This is a genomic window from Variovorax sp. LjRoot130, assembly GCF_964253755.1.
Taxonomy (GTDB): Bacteria; Pseudomonadota; Gammaproteobacteria; order Burkholderiales; family Burkholderiaceae_C; genus Variovorax.
On the sequence record NZ_CAXURM020000001.1, the window covers coordinates 308,623 to 326,616 of the forward strand.

Below are 17,994 nucleotides of genomic sequence, written 5' to 3' on the forward strand. Positions count from 1 at the left end.
CAACCCGAGGAGCGCACACCATGCACAACACGCACCGCAGAACCTTTCTTCAGTCCGCCGCAGCCCTGGGGCTCGCGGGACTTTCGGCGCCGCTCATCGCTGCGGCGAAGATCAAGCCGGCGGCCAACGCGGCCCTGATCGTGGTCGATGTGCAGAACTGCTTCGTCGACGGCGGGACGCTGCCGGTCAAGGGCGGGGCCGAGGTGGTGCCGGTGATCAACAAGCTCTCCACGGCCTTCGAGAACATCGTCGTCACGCAGGACTGGCACACGCAGGGCCACGCCTCCTTCGCGAGCGCGCATCCGGGCCAGAAACCCTTCAGCAGCATCAAGCTGGCCTACGGCAACCAGGTGCTGTGGCCCGACCACTGCGTGCAGGGCACGGACGACGCGGCGCTGCACAAGGACCTCAAGCTGCCGACCGCGCAGGTGATCATCCGCAAGGGCTTCCACAAGGGCGTCGACAGCTACTCGGCCTTCGAGGAGGCCGACCGCAAGACCGCGACCGGCCTGGCCGGCTACCTCAAGCAGCGCGGCATCAAGACGGTGTTCGTGAGCGGCCTGGCCACCGACTTCTGCGTCGCCTGGACCGCGCTCGATGCGCGCAAGCACGGCTTCGAGGCCTACGTGATCGAGGACGCGACCCGCGCCATCGACCTCAACGGCTCGCTGGCCGCGGCCTGGAAGCAGATGGCGGCCAAGGGCGTCAAGCGCATCCAGTCCACCGACATCGAAGTGGCCTGAGCGATGGCCCGCATCTCCCGACGCGCCGCGGCGGCGTGCTGCGCTGCCGCGCTCGCCTTCTTCTCGAGCTTCGCGCACGCCGCCGAGAACGGCGTCACCGACACCAGCATCCGCATCGGCCAATCGGCCGTCTTCAGCGGCGTGGCGCAGGATTTCGGCAACGACTACCGTGCCGGCATCAAGCTCTACTTCGACCGCGTGAACAAGGGCGGTGGCGTCAACGGCCGCAAGATCGAGCTGCTCTCTTACGACGATGCCTACGAGCCCCAGCGCACGGCAGTCAACACGGCCAAGCTGATCGACGAGGACAAGGTGTTCGCGCTGATGGGCTTCGTCGCCACCGGCAACCTGGTGGCGGCCATGCCGCTGGCCGACAAGGCCGGCGTACCGATGTTCGCGCCGTTGGTGGGCACCACCTCGTTCCGCACCAAGCTCAATCGCAACCTGTTCCATGTGCGCGCGGGCTACGACCTGGAGCTGCGCAAGATCATCAGCCACCTGTCGACCATCGGCATCCACAACATCGCCGTGGTGTTCCAGGACAGCGCCTTCGGCAAGTCGAACCTCGCGACCTGCGAGCAGCTCGCGGCCGAATACAAGGTCAAGGTGGTGCAGGCGCTGCCGATGGCCATTGCGGCGACCGACGCCAAGGACATCGGCGAGAGCCTGGCGAAGGCGAAGCCCGGCGCGGTGGTGATGATCATGGCCGGGCGCATGAGCGAGGTCTTCATCCACGACTACCGCGCCGGTGGTGCGGCTGCGCCGCTCTACACGCTCTCGGTCGGCATCACCGACGCGGCCGGTTCGGCACAGCGCCTGGGCGGCAAGCTCGAAGGCCTGGTCACCGCCAGCATCGTGCCGCCGCCGCAGTTGGTGCGCGTGCCGATCGTGGCCGACTACCGGCGCGACCGCGCGGAGTTCGGCGAGAAGATCGACAGCTACACCGCGCTCGAGGGCTATATCGCCGCGCGCGTGTTCGTCGAAGGGCTCAAGCGCGCCGGCCGCCACCTCACGCGCGAGAGCTTCGTCACGGCCCTCGAGAGTCTGGGCGACACGCGCATCGGCGAGTTCCCGGTGGCCTACGGGCCGAAGAACCACAACGGCTCGACCTTCGTCGATCTGGAGATGTACACACGTGACGGACGCCTCCAGCGCTGAGACTCTCGCCCTGCAGGTCAACGGGCGCGCGCACGCGCTCGCGGTGCCGCGCGAGGCATCGCTCCTGCATGTGCTGCGCAACGACCTGGGCCTGAACGGTCCCAAGTACGGCTGCGGCCTGGGCCAGTGCGGCGCCTGCACCGTGTGGGTCGATGGCGTGGCGGCGCGGGCCTGCGTGATTCCGGCGCATGGGGTTGCGGGACGGGCCATCACCACGCTTGAAGGGCTGGGCTCGCGGGAGCAATGGCATCCGGTCCAGCAAGGTTTCGAGGACGCGCAGGCCGCGCAATGCGGCTACTGCTTGAACGGCATGGTGATGCAGGCGGCGGCGCTGCTCGCGCGCGAGCCGCATCCGAGCGATGCGCAGATCAGGAACGAGCTCTCGGGCAACCTGTGCCGTTGCGGCACGCATGTCGAGATCATGACGGCGGTGCAGCGTGCGGCGCAGCTGATGGTGGCAAAGGACGCCGACTCGTGAGCAACCGCGCCGCCGGGCCGCCCCAAGGCGCGGTAGCCCCCTCGGGGGGCGGCGAGGACACGAGAGTGCCGAGCCTGGGGGCACCATTTCGCGCCGAGCTGCCGCGCAACCGCAGCGACTTCCTCCATGCCGAGGGCGTGCTCGTCGTGGTGCGCGAGACGCCACCCGCGCCGCCGGTCGCCAACGGCCAGCCGGCCACGGTGTCGGGCAATCCCGCGGAAGGGCCCGAGATCCTGCTTGCGCTGTGGGACGACGGCAGCGTGACCGCGCTCAACGGCCATGTCGATCTCGGCACCGGCATCCAGACCGCGCTGTCGCAGATCGTCGCCGAAGAGCTCGATGTGCCGCTGGCGCAGATCCGCATGGTGCTCGGCGACACCGCCCGCGCGCCGAACCAGGGCGCGACCATCGCCAGCGCCTCGCTGCAGATCCATGCCGCGCCCTTGCGGCTCGCGGCGGCGCAGGCACGCGCCTGGCTTCTCGCGCAGGCTTCGGAGCGCTTCGGCGTGCAGCCCTCGCTGCTCGCGGTGCGCGAGGGCCGCATCCATGCGGGCGACGACCCCGCGTTCAGCGTCGGCTTCGGCGAGCTGGTGGCGGGCGTGCGCACCGTGCTCCAGCTCGACGGCGGCGCCCGCCTCAAGGATCCGAAGGACTACCGCATCGTCGGCAGCCCGGTGGCGCGCGTCGACATCCCGGCCAAGCTCGCGGGCGAGTTGGTGTTCGTGCACGACATGCGCGCGCCCGGCATGCTGCACGGCCGCGTCGTGCGCCCGCCCTATGCGGGCGCGGACCACGGCGACTACATCGGCAACACGCTCGAATCGGTGGACCAATCCTCGATCGCCCACATCCCCGGCATCCGCGCCGTGGTGGTGATCCGCGACTTCGTCGGCATCGTCGCCGAGCGCGAGGAGCATGCCGAGCAGGCGCTGCGCGAACTGCGCGTGATCTGGAAGCGCTGGCCCGGCCTGCCTTCGCTCGACGATCTCGAAGGCGCGATCCGCGCCAACCCCGCCACGCAGCGCCTGCTGGTCGACGAAGGTGATGTCGAGGGCGCGCTCGCCCATGCGGCCGAGTCGATGCCGCGCACCTACGTCTGGCCCTACCAGATGCACGCATCGATCGGCCCCTCGTGCGCGCTCGCGCATTGGCAACCCGAAGGCGAAGGCGGCGATGTGCAACTGCGCGTGTGGGCCGGCTCGCAGAACCCGCATGTGCTGCGCGCGGATCTGGCCAAGCTCATGGGCGTGGACGATGTCGCGGTCGATGTGGTGCGCATGGAGGCGGCCGGCTGCTATGGGCGCAACGGCGCCGACGACGTCGCGGCCGATGCCGCGCTGCTCGCGCGCGCGGCCGGCGTGCCGGTGCGGGTGCAGCTCACGCGCGAGCAGGAGCATGCGTGGGAGCCCAAGGGTGCCGCGCAGCTGATGCAGGTGAAGGGCGGGCTCGATGCCGAAGGCGGCGTTGCGGCTTACGACTTCGAGACCTCGTACCCGTCGAACGGCGCGCCCACGCTGGCGCTCTTGCTCACCCGCACCATCGAGCCTGCGGCCCAGGCCTTCGAGATGGGCGACCGCACCGCGCGCCCGCCCTATGCGTACGGCAACCTGCGCGTCAAGGTCAACGACATGGCGCCGATCGTGCGCGCCTCGTGGCTGCGCGGCGTGTCGGCGCTGCCGAGCTCCTTCGCGCACGAGTCCTACGTCGACGAACTGGCCACCGCGGCCGGCGTCGACCCGGTCGCGTTCCGCCTGCGCCACCTGAACGATCCGCGTGCGGCCGAGCTGGTGCGCGAGACCGCGCAGAAGGCCGGCTGGCGCATGCGCACCGGGCCGCAGGAGGATGCCGACGGCGGCCTCGGACCCGGTGGTGACGTGCTCTTCGGGCAAGGCTTCGCCTACGCGCGCTACGTGCACAGCAAGTGGCCGGGCTTCGGCGCGGCCTGGTCGGCATGGGTGGCCGATGTCGAGGTCAATCGCAAGACCGGCGAGGTGCACGTGCGCCGCGTGGTGGTGGGGCACGACGCGGGGCTGATGGTCAATCCGGCCGGGGTCGAACACCAGATCCACGGCAACGTGATCCAGACCACGAGCCGCGCGTTGAAGGAGCGCGTGCAGTTCGCGCCGCAGAGCGCGCCCAACCCGGGCGTGGTCGCGAGCCGCGAATGGGGCAGCTACCCGATCGTCAATTTCCGCGACGTGCCGGTGATCGAGGTCATGCACATGCAGCGGCCCGGCGAGCCGCCGCTCGGAGCGGGCGAGTCGTCCTCGGTGCCTGGCACGGCGGCGATTGCGAATGCGATCTTCGATGCGACGGGGGTGCGGTTCAGGGCGCCGCCGTTCACGCCGGAAGTGGTGCGTGCTGCGCTGAACCCGTCTTCACTCCCTCCCCCTTTGGGGGAGGGTGGTGGGGGCAACCCAGCGTTCGATGGTGGCGTCGTCGTGCCCCCATCCCAGCCTTCCCCCAGAGGGGGAAGGAGCAAGGCAGCCAGTGCGATCGCCCTCGTCATCGGCGGCCTCGGCGTCATCGCCGGCCTCATGGGCTGGCGCTCGACGATCGCCCCCGTCACCCTCAGCGCCCCCGTCTACAGCCAATCCACCATCGAACGCGGCAGCACGCTCGCCGCCATCGGCGACTGCGCCGTCTGCCACACCGCGCCGGGCGGAACGCCCAACGCCGGCGGCCGTGCGATGGAGACGCCCTTCGGCACCATCTACACCACCAACCTCACGCCCGATGCCGAGACCGGCCTTGGCCGCTGGTCCTTCAGCGCCTTCCAGCGCGCGATGCGCGAGGGCATCTCGCGCGACGGCCACCATCTCTACCCGGCCTTCCCCTACACCGCCTTCGCGAAGACCAGCGACGACGACCTGCAGGCGCTCTATGCCTACTTCATGTCGCTGCCCGCGGTGCGCGCGCCCACGCCGGAGGCGGAGCTCAAGTTCCCCTTCGGCCTGCGGCCGCTGATGGCAGGCTGGAACGCGCTCTTCCACGATCCGGCGCCAATGCAGCCGGCGCCGCAGCAAAGCGCCGAATGGAACCGCGGCGCCTACCTCGTCAACGGCCTGGGCCACTGCGGCGCCTGCCACACGCCGCGCAATGCGCTCGGCGCGGAGCAGGGCGGCAGCGCTTTTCTTTCGGGCGCGATGGTCGAGGGCTGGGAAGCGCCGGCGCTCACCAGCCTCTCGAAGGCGGCTGTGCCCTGGAACGCCGAGGCGCTCTATCGCTATCTGCGCAACGGCCACAGCCCGCGGCACGGCATGGCCGGTGGCCCGATGGCCGAGGTGGTGCGCGAGTTGGCGGCAGTGCCTGATGACGACATCCGCGCGATGGCCACTTACCTCGCTTCCTTCAATCCGGCCGCCAGCGATGCCGAAGCGAGCGCGCAGGCGCGGCGCGCGGTCGCCGCCGCCGCCGCCGGCCAGGGCCAGTTGCTAGGCTCCGCCCAGCGCATGTTCGACGGCGCCTGCGCCGCCTGCCACCACGACGGCAACGGGCCGACCCTGCTGGGCGTGAACACGCCGCTCGCGCTCAACAGCAATCTCACGAGCGAGCGGCCGGACAACCTGCTGCGCACCATCCTCGACGGCGTGCGCGAGCCGGCCTCGCGCGAGATCGGCTTCATGCCGGCCTTCGGCGAAGCGCTCGACGATGCGCAGATCGCCGAGCTGGCCGGCTACATGCGCGCGCGCTTCGCGCCGCAGGCTACAGCCTGGAAAGACCTGCCGCAGAGCGTCGCGCGCGTGCGCGCGGCGGGGCAGGCCCACACGGCACGCTGACAGTCCCGTACGATCGCCCATGCAGAGGCCGGCTCATCGGCCCGTTCATTCTGGAGACCTCGCATGCCCCCGATCCTCTCGCCCGCCACCAGCCTGCCTCGCGATGCCGAGCGCGCCACCCTGATCGGACGCCTCTGGCAGCCCGGGCTCGGGCCGACGCTGGTGGCCGTGCACGAAGGCGGCCTGCACGACCTCACGCGCATCGCGCCCACCGCGAGCCACTTGCTCGAGCTCGACGATGCCGTGGGTGCCGTGCAGCAGGGCCTGCGCGACAACATCACGCCCCGCATCGCCGCGCTCGACGCGGTGCTGGCCAACAGCGACGAGGCCGGGCGCGATCCCGGCCAGCCCTGGCTGCTCGCGCCCTGCGATCTGCAGGCCGTCAAGGCCAGCGGCGTGACCTTCGTCGCCAGCCTGCTGGAGCGCGTGATCGAGGAGCAGTCGCGCGGCGACGCGTCGAAGGCCGAGTCGATCCGCGCGGCGCTCGGCGGCGTGCTCGGCGACAACCTGGCGGGCATCGTGCCCGGCTCGCCGCAGGCGGCGCAGGTCAAGGAGGTGCTGATCGCGCAGGGCGCCTGGTCGCAGTACCTCGAGGTCGGCATCGGCCCCGATGCCGAGATCTTCACCAAGGCGCCGGTGCTGGCCTCGGTGGGCACCGGCGCCGACATCGGCATCCATTCGGGTTCGGTCTGGAACAACCCCGAGCCCGAGGTGGTGCTTGCTATCAACAGCCGCGGCCAGACGCTGGGCGCCGCCTTGGGCAACGACGTCAACCTGCGCGACTTCGAAGGCCGCAGCGCGCTGCTGCTCGGCAAGGCCAAGGACAACAACGCTTCGTGCGCGATCGGCCCCTTCATCCGCCTCTTCGATGCCCACTTCGGCATCGACGAGGTGCGTCGCATCACGGTGGCGCTGCGCGTCGCGGGCCCTGAAGGCTTCGTGCTCGAAGGCGAAAGCTCGCTCTCGCTGATCAGCCGCGATCCGCTGGACATCGTGTCGCAGGCGATCGGCCCGCACCATGCCTACCCCGACGGTCTGGTGCTCTTCCTCGGAACCATGTTCGCACCCACGCAGGACCGCCACGGTCCGGGCCAGGGCTTCACCCATGTGGTCGGCGATCGCGTGACCATCTCGGCGCCCGAACTCGGCGCGCTGGAGAACCGCGTCGTGCATTCGGACCAGGCCGCGCGCTGGTCCTTCGGCATCGGTGCGCTGATGCGCAACCTGGCGGGGCGCGGGCTGCTCTGAACAGTGGTGGCAGAAAAACCGGCAAAAACACCGGCAAAAACTTCATTCTGGCTGCGGTGAAGAAACATAAGCTGTTGTCGCAATTGGATTTTTACGTAAACTTGGCCGATTGAATGATCGGCAAAAATGGTTTCATCTCCTTCGGCGCCCGTCAAGGCTTACGACCAGATTCATCATTTCGAGCCTCTGCTTCCGCGATCTGGCGTGTGGCTGGCCAATCGGGCAGGGCGGCCGGCCGCGGCGTGGATTGTTTCCGTCGATGGGTTCGAACGCGGTGATGGGTGTTCCGACGTGCCTGGCGCGCCTGGCAGGCCTCGTCAGATGGAGGGGTAGGCCCCGGCACCCATCTCATCCAGCAGTTCGATGACAAGGTCCTCGTGCGCCTGCAGCGGCTGTGAACTGCCATCGTCGACGACGTCCGACGGGTTCATCCGATCGCCGAAGAGCATGATCACCTCGCACTGGTTGTCCCGCTTGGACATCCACCGCAATCCTTGGGCGTCCGGCATGTTCTGCCAAATCCATAGCGCCCATTCCTGGGTCCTGGGGTAGTCGTCCTTCTCGCCCTCGAAGAGGTCGATCGGCTTCAGGCCGGCGGCCTGGAGACCCATGGTCGTCATGTTGACCAGCCGGACCGCCGGCGCACGAATGCGGCTCAGGTGAAGGTTGGCGCGGTAGTCGCGCTCAAGGTCATGCAGGTAGCCAGCCGACGGGGTGGGGACGTCGTGCAGGACGATCTCCGCAATAGCTCCGCGCTCACTCTTGGCCGCATAGATCGTCGGAATCGGCTTTTTCGAGACCGGATTGAAAAGGGGGCTGAATCGAGCGTTGCCGAACCCCGATGCGTTGAAGGCGGCCGGCGCGTACTTCCCCGTGGTTGCGTCGTACGGATGCACGCGATACCAGACTCCAGCCTTATGCGGCAGGGTGCGGAACGACTTTGGCGGAGGAGGCAGGAGAGGTGCTGGGCTAGCCATGCACCGCACCCACCTTGTGGTCTTCCGCGGCGGCCATGACGGCATCCGGGGCGCTCGCAATCACCTCGCGCGGACGCTTTCCGCCCAGGGACGAATTGGTGGACTCGAACCATGCCGCAACCCGGAAGGGCGAATAGTCGTCCAGGACCGCCAGGATCTTCTTGACCGCCGGCAAGGGCTGCCAGGTCGCATCGAAAATGTAGGCTGGGTAGATTTTCTTGCCGCGGTGCTCGATGCCGAAAATGCGCCCGCTCTGCTGCCAGCGGCTCACGGCCGCGTGCGGGTTTGCTGCCTTCGCGTCAAGCCGCTGTCCAATTTCGGCGGCCGAGCTCCACTCGGTGCCCTGCAGGACGGCGTCGATGGCGCGCTTCTCGAGCTCGATGCGGGTGGCCGCCGGGCGCCTGGGCTCAACCTCATCCACCAACTCCTGGATCGATTGACGCTCCAGCTCGTTGATCGCCTCGCGCACATGGAGGGTCAGCTTCTTGTCCCTGGGCCCGGTGAGGGTCCGGGAAAGCTCGCTGATGATGAGGCGGCTTGCCACACGCATGCTGTCGATGCGCGCCACGAGCGCCTGGACGGCATCATGCGGTTCTTTGGCGGAGGTTTGGTTCATGACAGCTCCGTGAGATTCGTGAGGCGATTTTACTCCTCACGTTTCTCGCGCGCAAGAAGCCCTGCCTCCGGGCCGATGGCTCCCGTCGCTCCTGGTGAGCGTGCCCAGCCAGCTTTTTCCCAAATTGTGTTGAGCATCGCCGGCACCCGGAAGCCTCAATCGCGTAGAAAATGGCCCGATGCTGCACAACGTGAATCACGGGAGCACTACCGGAAGAACAGGCGGCTTTCGCAGAGCGCTTCCTGTGCGCGGGACTACGTTGCTACTTGCGGGTGGCCATCGGCGTACCTGTCGCAGGCGCACTGTACAAGCGTGAGCGTTGGCACGCCTTCGTGAAGGAGCACGACTGCAAGAAGGTTGGGCACAAAGAGGGCGACCTGGTCACATCCATTGGCATGGACTCTAGGGGCCTCCCTGTTGTCAGCACGGGGGTCACTGATGACAAGACGGCGTGGAAGTGCAACGACGGCGTCACGTACTGGCGCTGAAGATTGAGCCGGGGCTCCGCCGGCTCCGGTCAGTCCTGCATCGTCGCCTTTGATTCAAGACGCTTTTGGTGCCCCTTCACGCCGGACCTTCTAGGGGGCGGCGAAACGAAGCACCCGACAGACTTTATTGCCTCCGATCGGCGCGCTTCCTTCACTTTCACATCGGTCAGGCCGACCAGCGTAAAGCTGGGCAGCCCGTTGGCCAGATGCACCTCGACCGTGACACTGGCGGCTTCCAGGCCCAGCAAGGCACGGCTTTGCACCAAAGACAAGCTCATTCTTCTCCCCTTCCCCAAGATGGTGCGCCCATTTTTTGCTCATTGTTGCAATGTGCACCTGTCCCAGGCCCTTCTCAGTGCGGAACGGTCGGTTTGGCACGCTCCCTGCTTTGAGATGGCTTCCATTCCATTCCAAAACCTCCGAGGAGTCTCTCGATGATGCACCGTAAAACCGCCTCTGCCCTGGCCGTTGTCTCGCTGGCTGCCATGCCCCTGATCGCGAGCGCCCAGCTCACGGGCAATGTTGCGCTCACCAGCAACTACAAGTTCCGCGGTCAGGATCAGGACGTGCTCGGTAGCAACGGCTTCGCCAAGACCAAGGCCTTCAAGCCCGCCATCCAGGGCGGCTTCGACTACGCTTTCGGCGAGAGCGGCTTCTACATCGGCAACTGGAACTCCAGCGTCAACTGGCTCGCGGGCAACGACATCGAGAGCGACATCTATGGCGGCTACAAGTTCAAGGCCGGCGTGTTCGACCTCGACTTCGGTGCGCTCGCCTACATCTACCCGGGCAACGCCCGCGGCAACACCACCGAGCTCTACGGCGCGGCCACCTATGCCAACGAGGCCATCGGCGCCTTCACCTTCAAGTACTCCCACACCGTCTCGAAGGACTACTTCAACTACGCCGGCGAGCGTGACGGCTCGGGCCTGAAGGGGCGCAACACCGGCTACCTCAATCTCTCCTACACCAAGGAAATCGTGCCCAAGGTCACGCTGAAGGCAGCGCTGGGCTACACGCGCATGAGCAGCGACATCCGCAGCCTGGGCTACAAGAGCTACGTCGACTACAACGTGGGCGCTTCCTATGACTTCGGCAACGGCCTGTCGCTGGCCGGCTCGGTGCAGGGCGCCAACAAGAAGAGCTCGTACCTGCTGGTGTCGGGCCCCGACCTGGGCTTCGGCGCACCCACCTGGTCGCCCAACAAGGCGCGCTTCATCGTCACGCTGACCAAGACGCTCTGATCCATACAGCGCGCAGACCTGTTCCATCCAAAGGAGAAACATCATGAAGCTGGTCACAGCCATCATCAAACCGTTCAAGCTCGACGAGGTGCGCGAAGCGCTCTCGGCGATCGGTGTGCAAGGGATCACCGTGACGGAGGTCAAGGGCTTCGGTCGCCAGAAGGGCCACACCGAGCTCTACCGCGGCGCGGAGTACGTGGTCGATTTCCTGCCGAAGGTCAAGATCGAGGCCGCCGTGGCCGACGAGCTCGTCGAGCGCGTGATCGAAGCCGTCGAAAGCGCCGCACGCACCGGCAAGATCGGCGACGGCAAGATTTTTGTCTACAACCTGGAGCAGGTCGTTCGCATTCGTACCGGAGAAACAGGCCGCGAAGCTCTTTGACTTCAAGGCACGAAAGAAAAATCGACATGAAAAAATTGCTCGTCTCTCTCGCGCTCGGCCTGAGCGTGCTCGCTGCCGGCACCGCCGGCTTTGCCCAGACGCCGCCGGCGGCGCCCGCGGCTGAAGCGCCCGCAGCCTCGGCGCCGGCCGCCGCGCCTGCTGCAGCCCCCGCTGCCGCACCGGCCGCGGCCGCACCCGCCGCCGAAGCCGCAGCTGCGCCGGCCGCCGCGCCGGCACCCTCGTTCAACAAGGGCGACACCAGCTGGATGCTGCTGTCCACGCTGCTCGTCATCATGATGACCATCCCCGGCCTGGCGCTGTTCTACGGCGGCCTGGTGCGCAGCAAGAACATGCTGTCGGTGCTGATGCAGGTCATGGTCACCTTCTCGATGATCGTGGTGCTGTGGCTCATCTACGGCTACAGCCTCGCCTTCACCGAGGGCAACTCCTTCATCGGTGGATTCGACCGGATCTTCATGAAGGGCGTCTTCGATTCGGCCGCCGGCACCTTCGCGCCGGGCGCGACCTTCAGCAAGGGCGTCTATATCCCCGAGCTGCTGTTCGCCGCCTTCCAGGCCACCTTCGCCGGCATCACCTGCTGCCTGATCGTGGGCGCCTTCGCCGAGCGCATCAAGTTCTCGGCCGTGCTGCTCTTCATGGCGCTGTGGTTCACCTTCAGCTACGCGCCGATCGCGCACATGGTCTGGTTCTGGATGGGCCCGGACGCCTATGCCAGCAAGGATGTGGTCGATGCCATGAACGCCAAGGCCGGCCTCATCTGGCAGTGGGGCGCGCTCGACTTCGCGGGCGGCACCGTGGTGCACATCAACGCCGCCGTCGCCGGCCTGGTCGGCGCCTTCCTGATCGGCAAGCGCATCGGCTACGGCAAGGAATCCTTCACGCCGCATTCGCTCACGCTCACCATGGTCGGCGCCTCGCTGCTGTGGGTCGGCTGGTTCGGCTTCAACGCCGGCTCCGCGCTCGAAGCGGGCACCAGCGCCGTGCTGGCCTTCATGAACACCTTCTCGGCCACTTCCGCTGCCGTGCTCGCATGGTGCATCGGTGAAGCGTTGATGCGGGGCAAGGCCTCGATGCTGGGCGCCGCCTCGGGTGCTGTCGCCGGCCTGGTGGCCATCACGCCGGCCGCCGGCAACGTCGGCCTGATGGGCGCGATCGTGATCGGCTTCGTCGCCGGCTTCGCCTGCCTCTGGGGCGTCAATGGCTTGAAGAAGATGCTCGGCGCGGACGACTCGCTCGACGTGTTCGGCGTCCACGGCGTGGGCGGCATCGTCGGCGCGCTACTCACCGGCGTGTTCAACACCCAGGCGCTCGGCGGCCCCGGCCTGGTGGGCGACTGGGTCACGGCCAGCGTGGTGTCCAACGGCATCGGCGCTCAGGTCTGGATCCAGCTCAAGGCCGTGCTGCTGACCATCGTGTGGTCTGGCGTGGTGTCCTTCATCGCCTACAAGATCGTCGACCTCACCATCGGTCTGCGCGTGAGCGAGGAAGAAGAGCGCGAAGGCCTCGACATCTCGGCCCACGGCGAAACCGCCTACAACCGCTGAAACGAAACGGATCATTTCAAGCAAGCAAGGTCTCCCTTGGATGTTCGGCCCGCGAGCGCTTCGGCGCGAGCGGGCTTTTTTTCGCCTAAGCTGGCGCCATGTGGACCACGCTCGACGACAGCCTCTGCCAGCTCGGTGAATCCCCGTTCTGGCATCCGCACGAACGCTCGCTCTACTGGCTCGACATTCCGGGCCGCGCCGTGCTGCGAACCCGCGGCGAGATCGGTGGCCACACGGTCGAGCGATGGCGTCTGCCCGCCGAGCCCGGCTGCATGGCGCCGGCTGTGAGCGGCGGCCTGGTGATCGCGCTGCGCGACGGCATCTACCGGGCGGGCGAATGGGGCGGCCCGCTCTCGGTCATCGTGAACGTCGACCATGACGTGCGCACCATGCGCTTCAACGACGGCAAGTGCGACGCATGGGGCCGCTTCTGGGCCGGTACGCTGAACGAGGCCAAGGACCGGCCGAACGCTGCGCTCTACTGTCTCGACGCGCAGAGCGGCGATGCGCCGCAGCTCACGCAGATGGCGAACGAGGTCACCACCGGCAACGGCCTGGCCTTCTCGCTCGATGCCACGACGCTCTACTGGGCCGACACCGCGGCACACCGCGTGCGCGCCTGGGACTGGGCGGCGGAGGCCAATGCGCTCTCGCGCCCGCGCGTGTTCCGGCAGTTCGATGCCAAACCCGAGGGCTGGACGCCCGAGTCGCCGCTGCGCTACGAAGGCCGGCCCGACGGCGCCACCATCGACGCCGAGGGCCACTATTGGGTTGCAATGTTCGAGGGCGGCCAACTGCTGCGCTTCGCGCCTTCGGGCGAGCAGGTGGATGCGCTTCCCACACCCGTGCAGTGCCCCACCATGCCTTGCTTCGGCGGCGACGATCTGCGCACGCTCTTCGTCACCAGCGCGCGCAAGGGCCGGCCCGCGGCCGAGATCGAGCAGCGGCCCGCCTCCGGCCAGGTGCTCTCGATGCGCGTGGAAGTGTCAGGACTGCCCGTCCATTTCTTCACTGATTGAAGGGTATTGCGGGCTGTACGATCGGCCGCATGGATCCAGCCCTTCGCCAGATCGTCGAGCGCATCCGCGCCGCAGCCGCCGACGGCGCGCTTTTGCGCATCCGCGGCGGCGGCACCAAGGACTTCTATGGCGAACCGCCGCAGGGCGAGCCGCTTTCCACCGCCGCGCTCTCGGGCATCACGAGCTACGAGCCGAGCGAACTGGTCGTCACCGTGCGCGCCGGCACACCGCTGGCGCAGCTCGAAGCCCTGCTGGCCGAACAGGGCCAGTGCCTGCCATTCGAGCCGCCGCATTTCGATGAAGGCGCAACGGTCGGTGGCATGGTCGCGGCGGGCCTGAGCGGCCCGGCGCGGGCCAGCGTCGGTGCGGTGCGCGACTATGTGCTGGGCGCCACCTTGATCAACGGCCGCGCCGAACTGCTCAGCTTCGGCGGCCAGGTCATGAAGAACGTCGCCGGCTACGACGTCTCGCGCGTGCTGGCCGGCTCGCTGGGGACGCTGGGCGTCATCGCCGATGTCAGCCTCAAGGTGCTGCCCGTTCCGCCCGCCGAAGCCACCCTCGCATTCGAATGTAACCAGGCCGATGCGCTGCGCCTGCTCAACGGCTGGGGCGGCCAGCCCTTGCCGCTCAACGCGAGCCGCTGGCTGGAAGAGGGCGATACAGGCCGGCTCTGGCTGCGATTGCGCGGCGCGGTGGCGGCGGTGGCGGCCGCCTGTGCCCACCTCGGCGGAGAGCGGCAAGACCCCGCGCAGGCCCAGGCCGAATGGCAGGCTGCGCGCGATCAACGCCTGCGATGGTTCGGCGCGCGCGCCGCGCGCGATCTGTGGCGCCTGTCGGTGCCGCAGGCCGCACCGGTTCTGGCGCTCGAGGGCTCGCCCCTGATCGAATGGCATGGCGCACAGCGCTGGTATCTGGCGTCGCCCGACGAGGGCCCGAAACTGCGAGCGGCAGCCCGCGCGGTCGGCGGGCATGCGACGCTGTTCATGCCCTCGGCCGAGCGTGGCCATCGCGTGCTCGGCCGCTTCGACGCGCTGAGCCCGCCGCTCGCGCGCATTCACCGTGCGCTGATGCGAGAGTTCGACCCCCACGCCGTCTTCGATCGCGCACGGCTCTACCCCGCGGACTGACGCGTAGCCTCATGCAAACCGAACTCGCTCCCGAATTCCAGGGCACCGCCGACGGCCGCGAAGCCGAGGCGATCCTGCGCAAGTGCGTGCACTGCGGTTTCTGCACCGCCACCTGCCCGACCTACCAGCTGCTCGGCGACGAGCTCGACGGCCCGCGCGGACGCATCTACCTGATCAAGCAGGTGCTCGAAGGCAAAGCGCCGACGCGCAGCACGCAGCTGCATCTGGACCGCTGCCTCACCTGCCGCAACTGCGAAAGCACCTGCCCGAGCGGCGTGCAATACGGCCACCTGGTCGACATCGGCCGCAAGATCGTCGACGAGAAGGTGCCGCGTCCGGCCATGGAAAGCGCGCTGCGCTGGACCTTGAAGGAGGCGCTGCCTTCGCCGCTCTTCGGCCCCGCGATGAAGCTGGGCCAGTCGGTGCGCGGCCTGCTGCCGGCCAAGCTCCGGGCCAAGGTGCCGGCGCCTCAACCGGCGGGCGTTTGGCCCATGCGCACGCATGCGCGCAAGATGCTGATGCTGGCCGGCTGCGTGCAGCCCTCGATGGCGCCCAACATCAACAGCGCCACGGCGCGCGTGCTCGACGCGGCCGGCATCGAGGCCGTGATCGCGCCCACCGCGGGCTGCTGTGGTGCAGTGAAGTTCCATCTCAACGACCACGACGGCGGCAAGGCCCAGATGCGCGCCAATATCGATGCCTGGTGGCCCTACGTCGAAGGCGGCGTGGTGGAGGCGATCGTGATGAACGCCTCGGGCTGCGGCGTCACCGTGCGCGAGTACGGCCACATCCTGCGCGAGGACCTGGCCTATGCGGCGAAGGCCGAACGCGTCAGCGCGCTCACGCGCGACCTGAGCGAGCTCTTGCCCGAACTCGTGCCGCTGTTGAAAGAGCGCGTCAACGCGCCGTCCGGCGTCGTCGCCTACCACCCGCCATGCACGCTCCAGCATGGACAGAAGCTGCGCGGCGGCGTCGAAGCGAACCTGCGCGCACTGGGCTTCGACGTGCAGATCGCGATGAACGAATCGCACCTGTGCTGCGGCTCGGCCGGCACCTACTCGGTACTGCAGCCCGAACTGGCCTACCCGCTGCGCGACCGCAAGCTTGGCCACCTGAACCAGTTGAAACCCGAGACCATCGTCTCGGCCAACATCGGCTGCATCACGCATCTGCAAAGCGGCAGCGAGATCCCGGTGCGGCACTGGGTGGAACTGCTCGACGAGGCGCTTTCGGCGGCTTGATCGCACACGCCGAGGGGCTGTGGTCCGACCCGCCGGCGCACCGCTGGGCGCGACCATCTCCCATCGTTCATTTCGGGAGCTTGTCGATGCATACCTCCTTCCCATCCCTTCTTCTGCGCGGCGCCGTCGTCTGCGCGTGTGCCGCTGCGCCATGGATGGCGCAAGCCCAGTCCGTGGACGCCACGGCCATGCCGGCCATGAAGGTGCAGGGCAGCGCGCGCTTCGCGTGCGGCGGCATCGGCTCGGACGAATCCACGGCGATGCGCGCGGCGATGAAGGACCATCCGCTGTCGCTGCTGTTCGCGCGCGCGGACGGTGCCTACCTGGCCGAGATCGCGGTGACGATCAAGGATGCCAATGGCGCGACGGCGCTCGCGATGCGCGCGTCGGGGCCGGTGTGCCTGATCGACCTTCCCGCCGGCCGCTACACCGTCGAGGCAGCCACCGAAGGCATGACGAAGAGCCAGACCGTAACGCTCGGCCGCGGTTCGAAGACCGCGGACTTCCGATTCTGACGGTGCCCGGCGCTCAGGCCGTCAGTGCCGACTCGATGTCGCGCGTCATCGAGGCCGGCGTGTCGAGCGGCGCGTAGCGCTTGATCACCCGCCCGTCCTTGCCGACCAGGAACTTGGTGAAGTTCCATTTGATCGCGGTGCTGCCCAAGAGGCCCGGCGCTTCCTTGGTGAGCCATTTGTAGAGTGGCGTGGCACCGGAACCGTTGACCTCGATCTTCTCCATCATCGGAAAGCTCACGCCGTAGTTCTGGACGCAGAAGGCGCCGATCTCCTCGTTGCTGCCCGGGTCCTGGTTGCCGAACTGGTTGGAGGGAAAACCGAGCACCGCGAGGCCCTTGTCGGCGTACTTTTCGTGCAGCGCTTCGAGCCCCTCGAACTGCGGGGTGAAGCCGCACTTGCTGGCCGTGTTGACGATCAGCAGCACCTTGCCCTTGTACTTGGAGAGCGGCACGGCCTTGCCGTCGATCTGCCGGGCCTCGAAGTCGTAAACGCTGGTCATGGCATGTCCTTCAGGAGGGAAGTGCGTCGATCATCCTCGCCGTTGGGCGTTCGCGCAAACGACGACCACAGCGCCGCCAGCACGATCAACCCACCGCCGATCCAGATGCGGGCGTCCATGGTGCCCGCGCCGAGCGCCACCGACGAGACGCTCGCGAACAGCACTTCCGACAGCATGATGACCGCAGTGGCGCTGGCCGTGAGGCGCGCGGCGCCGTACTGCAGGCAGAAGTTGGCGAAGACGAAGCCCGCACCCAGCAAAGCGGCCCAGCCCAGCCAGCTGGGCGCGGCCGCGAGCGGCGGCGGCGCCGCGATGGCGCCGAGCGCGGTGCCGGCCAGCGCGGTCGCGCCGGCCACCAGCGCACAGCCGCCGAACACGGCAAGCGCGCGCGATTCGGCGGCTGCTGCGCGCAGCCGGCGCAGCAGGATATTGGTCACCGAGAAGCTGAAGCCTGCCGCGACGCCGAGCCAGTCCGCGAGGCTTGCGGGCACCGGCCAGTCGACCTCGGGCGTCTTGAGCACCACCGCCACGCCCACCAGCGCCAGCGCCACGCGCGCGAGCACCGCGGGCGTCGGGCGCTCGCCGAGAAAGATCCAGGCCAGCAGCACGCTCCACAGCGGCATCAGATAGAAAAGCAGCACCACGCGCACCACATCGCCCGCTGTCACCGCCCAGTTGAAGCACAGGTTGGTGAGGCCGGCTGCCAGACCGAGCAGCACCAGGGCCGGATGCACGGAGAAAGCCTGCCACGCATGCCGGCGCAGCCAGCCCATCGCCACGAAGATCAGCGCATAGATCAGTGCCGTGGCCCAGACCGGATGCAGGCCGTGGGATTCGATCTGGCGGAAGGGGAACCAGGAAACGCCCCACACGAAGGCGTTGACGACGAGCGCGAGTGCCGGCAAAACAGTCAGG

At 68.0% G+C, this 17,994-nt stretch carries 16 protein-coding genes and 1 pseudogene; 12 read left to right on the forward strand and 5 right to left on the reverse strand.

Translation table 11 applies throughout. From position 1 onward, the window contains the following. Positions 1 to 20: 20 nt before the first annotated feature. The 5 genes from pncA (at position 21) to ACSQ86_RS01605 (ending at position 7,406) form a co-directional block, all read left to right on the forward strand. On the forward strand, positions 21 to 743 hold the full coding sequence (gene pncA, locus ACSQ86_RS01585) for a bifunctional nicotinamidase/pyrazinamidase (protein ID WP_436302451.1): 723 nt from the start codon (positions 21 to 23) through the stop codon (positions 741 to 743). Positions 744 to 746: 3 nt separating this feature from the next. Then, positions 747 to 1,901 (forward strand): ABC transporter substrate-binding protein, encoded by a 1,155-nt coding sequence (locus tag ACSQ86_RS01590; RefSeq protein ID WP_436308367.1) that lies wholly within the window; start codon positions 747 to 749, stop codon positions 1,899 to 1,901. Next, positions 1,879 to 2,379, forward strand: a complete 501-nt coding sequence (locus ACSQ86_RS01595) for a (2Fe-2S)-binding protein (protein WP_436308368.1) — start codon at positions 1,879 to 1,881, stop codon at positions 2,377 to 2,379. Before ACSQ86_RS01590 ends, ACSQ86_RS01595 begins: the two co-directional genes overlap by 23 nt. Positions 2,380 to 2,444: 65 nt before the next feature. Next, a complete protein-coding gene (locus ACSQ86_RS01600; protein WP_436310244.1) occupies positions 2,445 to 6,158 on the forward strand; it encodes a molybdopterin cofactor-binding domain-containing protein in 3,714 nt (1,237 codons plus the stop codon). Between the two features lie 63 nt (positions 6,159 to 6,221). Further along, positions 6,222 to 7,406 carry a fumarylacetoacetate hydrolase family protein gene (locus ACSQ86_RS01605; protein ID WP_436308369.1) on the forward strand — a complete coding sequence of 395 codons (1,185 nt, stop codon included), beginning with the start codon at positions 6,222 to 6,224 and terminating at the stop codon, positions 7,404 to 7,406. A gap of 317 nt (positions 7,407 to 7,723) precedes the next feature. Here the strand turns inward: ACSQ86_RS01605 and ACSQ86_RS01610 are convergent, their stop codons facing one another. The 3 genes and pseudogenes from ACSQ86_RS01610 to ACSQ86_RS01620 all read right to left on the reverse strand — a co-directional run. Then, complete coding sequence (locus tag ACSQ86_RS01610; RefSeq protein WP_436308370.1) at positions 7,724 to 8,302, reverse strand: RES family NAD+ phosphorylase; 579 nt, start codon at positions 8,300 to 8,302, stop codon at positions 7,724 to 7,726. Positions 8,303 to 8,375: 73 nt separating this feature from the next. Beyond that, on the reverse strand, positions 8,376 to 8,999 hold the full coding sequence (locus ACSQ86_RS01615) for a hypothetical protein (RefSeq protein WP_436308371.1): 624 nt from the start codon (positions 8,997 to 8,999) through the stop codon (positions 8,376 to 8,378). A 628-nt stretch (positions 9,000 to 9,627) separates the two neighbouring features. Beyond that, a pseudogene (locus tag ACSQ86_RS01620) lies at positions 9,628 to 9,765 on the reverse strand (YifB family Mg chelatase-like AAA ATPase); the annotation flags it as partial. A gap of 159 nt (positions 9,766 to 9,924) precedes the next feature. Between ACSQ86_RS01620 and ACSQ86_RS01625 the strand changes: the two are divergent. The 7 genes from ACSQ86_RS01625 to ACSQ86_RS01655 all read left to right on the forward strand — a co-directional run bounded on the left by ACSQ86_RS01625 (position 9,925) and on the right by ACSQ86_RS01655 (position 16,580). Next, a complete protein-coding gene (locus ACSQ86_RS01625; RefSeq protein WP_436310245.1) occupies positions 9,925 to 10,731 on the forward strand; it encodes a TorF family putative porin in 807 nt (268 codons plus the stop codon). Between the two features lie 43 nt (positions 10,732 to 10,774). Then, positions 10,775 to 11,113 (forward strand): P-II family nitrogen regulator, encoded by a 339-nt coding sequence (gene glnK / locus ACSQ86_RS01630; RefSeq protein WP_093104326.1) that lies wholly within the window; start codon positions 10,775 to 10,777, stop codon positions 11,111 to 11,113. Between the two features lie 26 nt (positions 11,114 to 11,139). Then, positions 11,140 to 12,678: an ammonium transporter gene (locus tag ACSQ86_RS01635; RefSeq protein ID WP_436308372.1), complete on the forward strand. Its 1,539-nt coding sequence runs from the start codon at positions 11,140 to 11,142 to the stop codon at positions 12,676 to 12,678. Positions 12,679 to 12,776: 98 nt separating this feature from the next. Continuing rightward, positions 12,777 to 13,697 (forward strand): SMP-30/gluconolactonase/LRE family protein, encoded by a 921-nt coding sequence (locus ACSQ86_RS01640; RefSeq protein ID WP_436308373.1) that lies wholly within the window; start codon positions 12,777 to 12,779, stop codon positions 13,695 to 13,697. Between the two features lie 29 nt (positions 13,698 to 13,726). After that, positions 13,727 to 14,824, forward strand: coding sequence for a glycolate oxidase subunit GlcE (glcE, locus tag ACSQ86_RS01645; protein ID WP_436308374.1), 1,098 nt, complete (start codon positions 13,727 to 13,729; stop codon positions 14,822 to 14,824). A gap of 11 nt (positions 14,825 to 14,835) precedes the next feature. Further along, entirely contained in the window at positions 14,836 to 16,065 is a 1,230-nt protein-coding gene (gene glcF, locus ACSQ86_RS01650; protein WP_436308375.1) for a glycolate oxidase subunit GlcF, read from the forward strand. An 86-nt stretch (positions 16,066 to 16,151) separates the two neighbouring features. Then, on the forward strand, positions 16,152 to 16,580 hold the full coding sequence (locus tag ACSQ86_RS01655; RefSeq protein WP_436308376.1) for a carboxypeptidase regulatory-like domain-containing protein: 429 nt from the start codon (positions 16,152 to 16,154) through the stop codon (positions 16,578 to 16,580). Positions 16,581 to 16,593: 13 nt separating this feature from the next. On the opposite strand, the gene ACSQ86_RS01660 is transcribed toward ACSQ86_RS01655, so the two are convergent. Together ACSQ86_RS01660 and ACSQ86_RS01665 are read right to left on the reverse strand one after the other, a co-directional pair. Continuing rightward, on the reverse strand, positions 16,594 to 17,079 hold the full coding sequence (locus tag ACSQ86_RS01660; protein ID WP_093104318.1) for a glutathione peroxidase: 486 nt from the start codon (positions 17,077 to 17,079) through the stop codon (positions 16,594 to 16,596). Continuing rightward, a complete protein-coding gene (locus ACSQ86_RS01665; protein ID WP_436308377.1) occupies positions 17,076 to 17,984 on the reverse strand; it encodes a DMT family transporter in 909 nt (302 codons plus the stop codon). Before ACSQ86_RS01665 ends, ACSQ86_RS01660 begins: the two co-directional genes overlap by 4 nt. Between the last annotated feature and the right edge of the window lie 10 nt (positions 17,985 to 17,994).

Bases quoted from the DNA above. Each gene is read 5' to 3' on its own strand.
- pncA (WP_436302451.1), top strand. From the start codon at position 21: ATGCACAACACGCACCGCAGAACCTTTCTTCAGTCCGCCGCAGCCCTG.
- ACSQ86_RS01590 (WP_436308367.1), top strand. From the start codon at position 747: ATGGCCCGCATCTCCCGACGCGCCGCGGCGGCGTGCTGCGCTGCCGCG.
- ACSQ86_RS01605 (WP_436308369.1), top strand. From the start codon at position 6,222: ATGCCCCCGATCCTCTCGCCCGCCACCAGCCTGCCTCGCGATGCCGAG.
- ACSQ86_RS01615 (WP_436308371.1), bottom strand. From the start codon at position 8,999: ATGAACCAAACCTCCGCCAAAGAACCGCATGATGCCGTCCAGGCGCTC.
- ACSQ86_RS01625 (WP_436310245.1), top strand. From the start codon at position 9,925: ATGCACCGTAAAACCGCCTCTGCCCTGGCCGTTGTCTCGCTGGCTGCC.
- glnK (WP_093104326.1), top strand. From the start codon at position 10,775: ATGAAGCTGGTCACAGCCATCATCAAACCGTTCAAGCTCGACGAGGTG.
- ACSQ86_RS01635 (WP_436308372.1), top strand. From the start codon at position 11,140: ATGAAAAAATTGCTCGTCTCTCTCGCGCTCGGCCTGAGCGTGCTCGCT.
- ACSQ86_RS01640 (WP_436308373.1), top strand. From the start codon at position 12,777: ATGTGGACCACGCTCGACGACAGCCTCTGCCAGCTCGGTGAATCCCCG.
- glcE (WP_436308374.1), top strand. From the start codon at position 13,727: ATGGATCCAGCCCTTCGCCAGATCGTCGAGCGCATCCGCGCCGCAGCC.
- glcF (WP_436308375.1), top strand. From the start codon at position 14,836: ATGCAAACCGAACTCGCTCCCGAATTCCAGGGCACCGCCGACGGCCGC.
- ACSQ86_RS01655 (WP_436308376.1), top strand. From the start codon at position 16,152: ATGCATACCTCCTTCCCATCCCTTCTTCTGCGCGGCGCCGTCGTCTGC.
- ACSQ86_RS01660 (WP_093104318.1), bottom strand. From the start codon at position 17,079: ATGACCAGCGTTTACGACTTCGAGGCCCGGCAGATCGACGGCAAGGCC.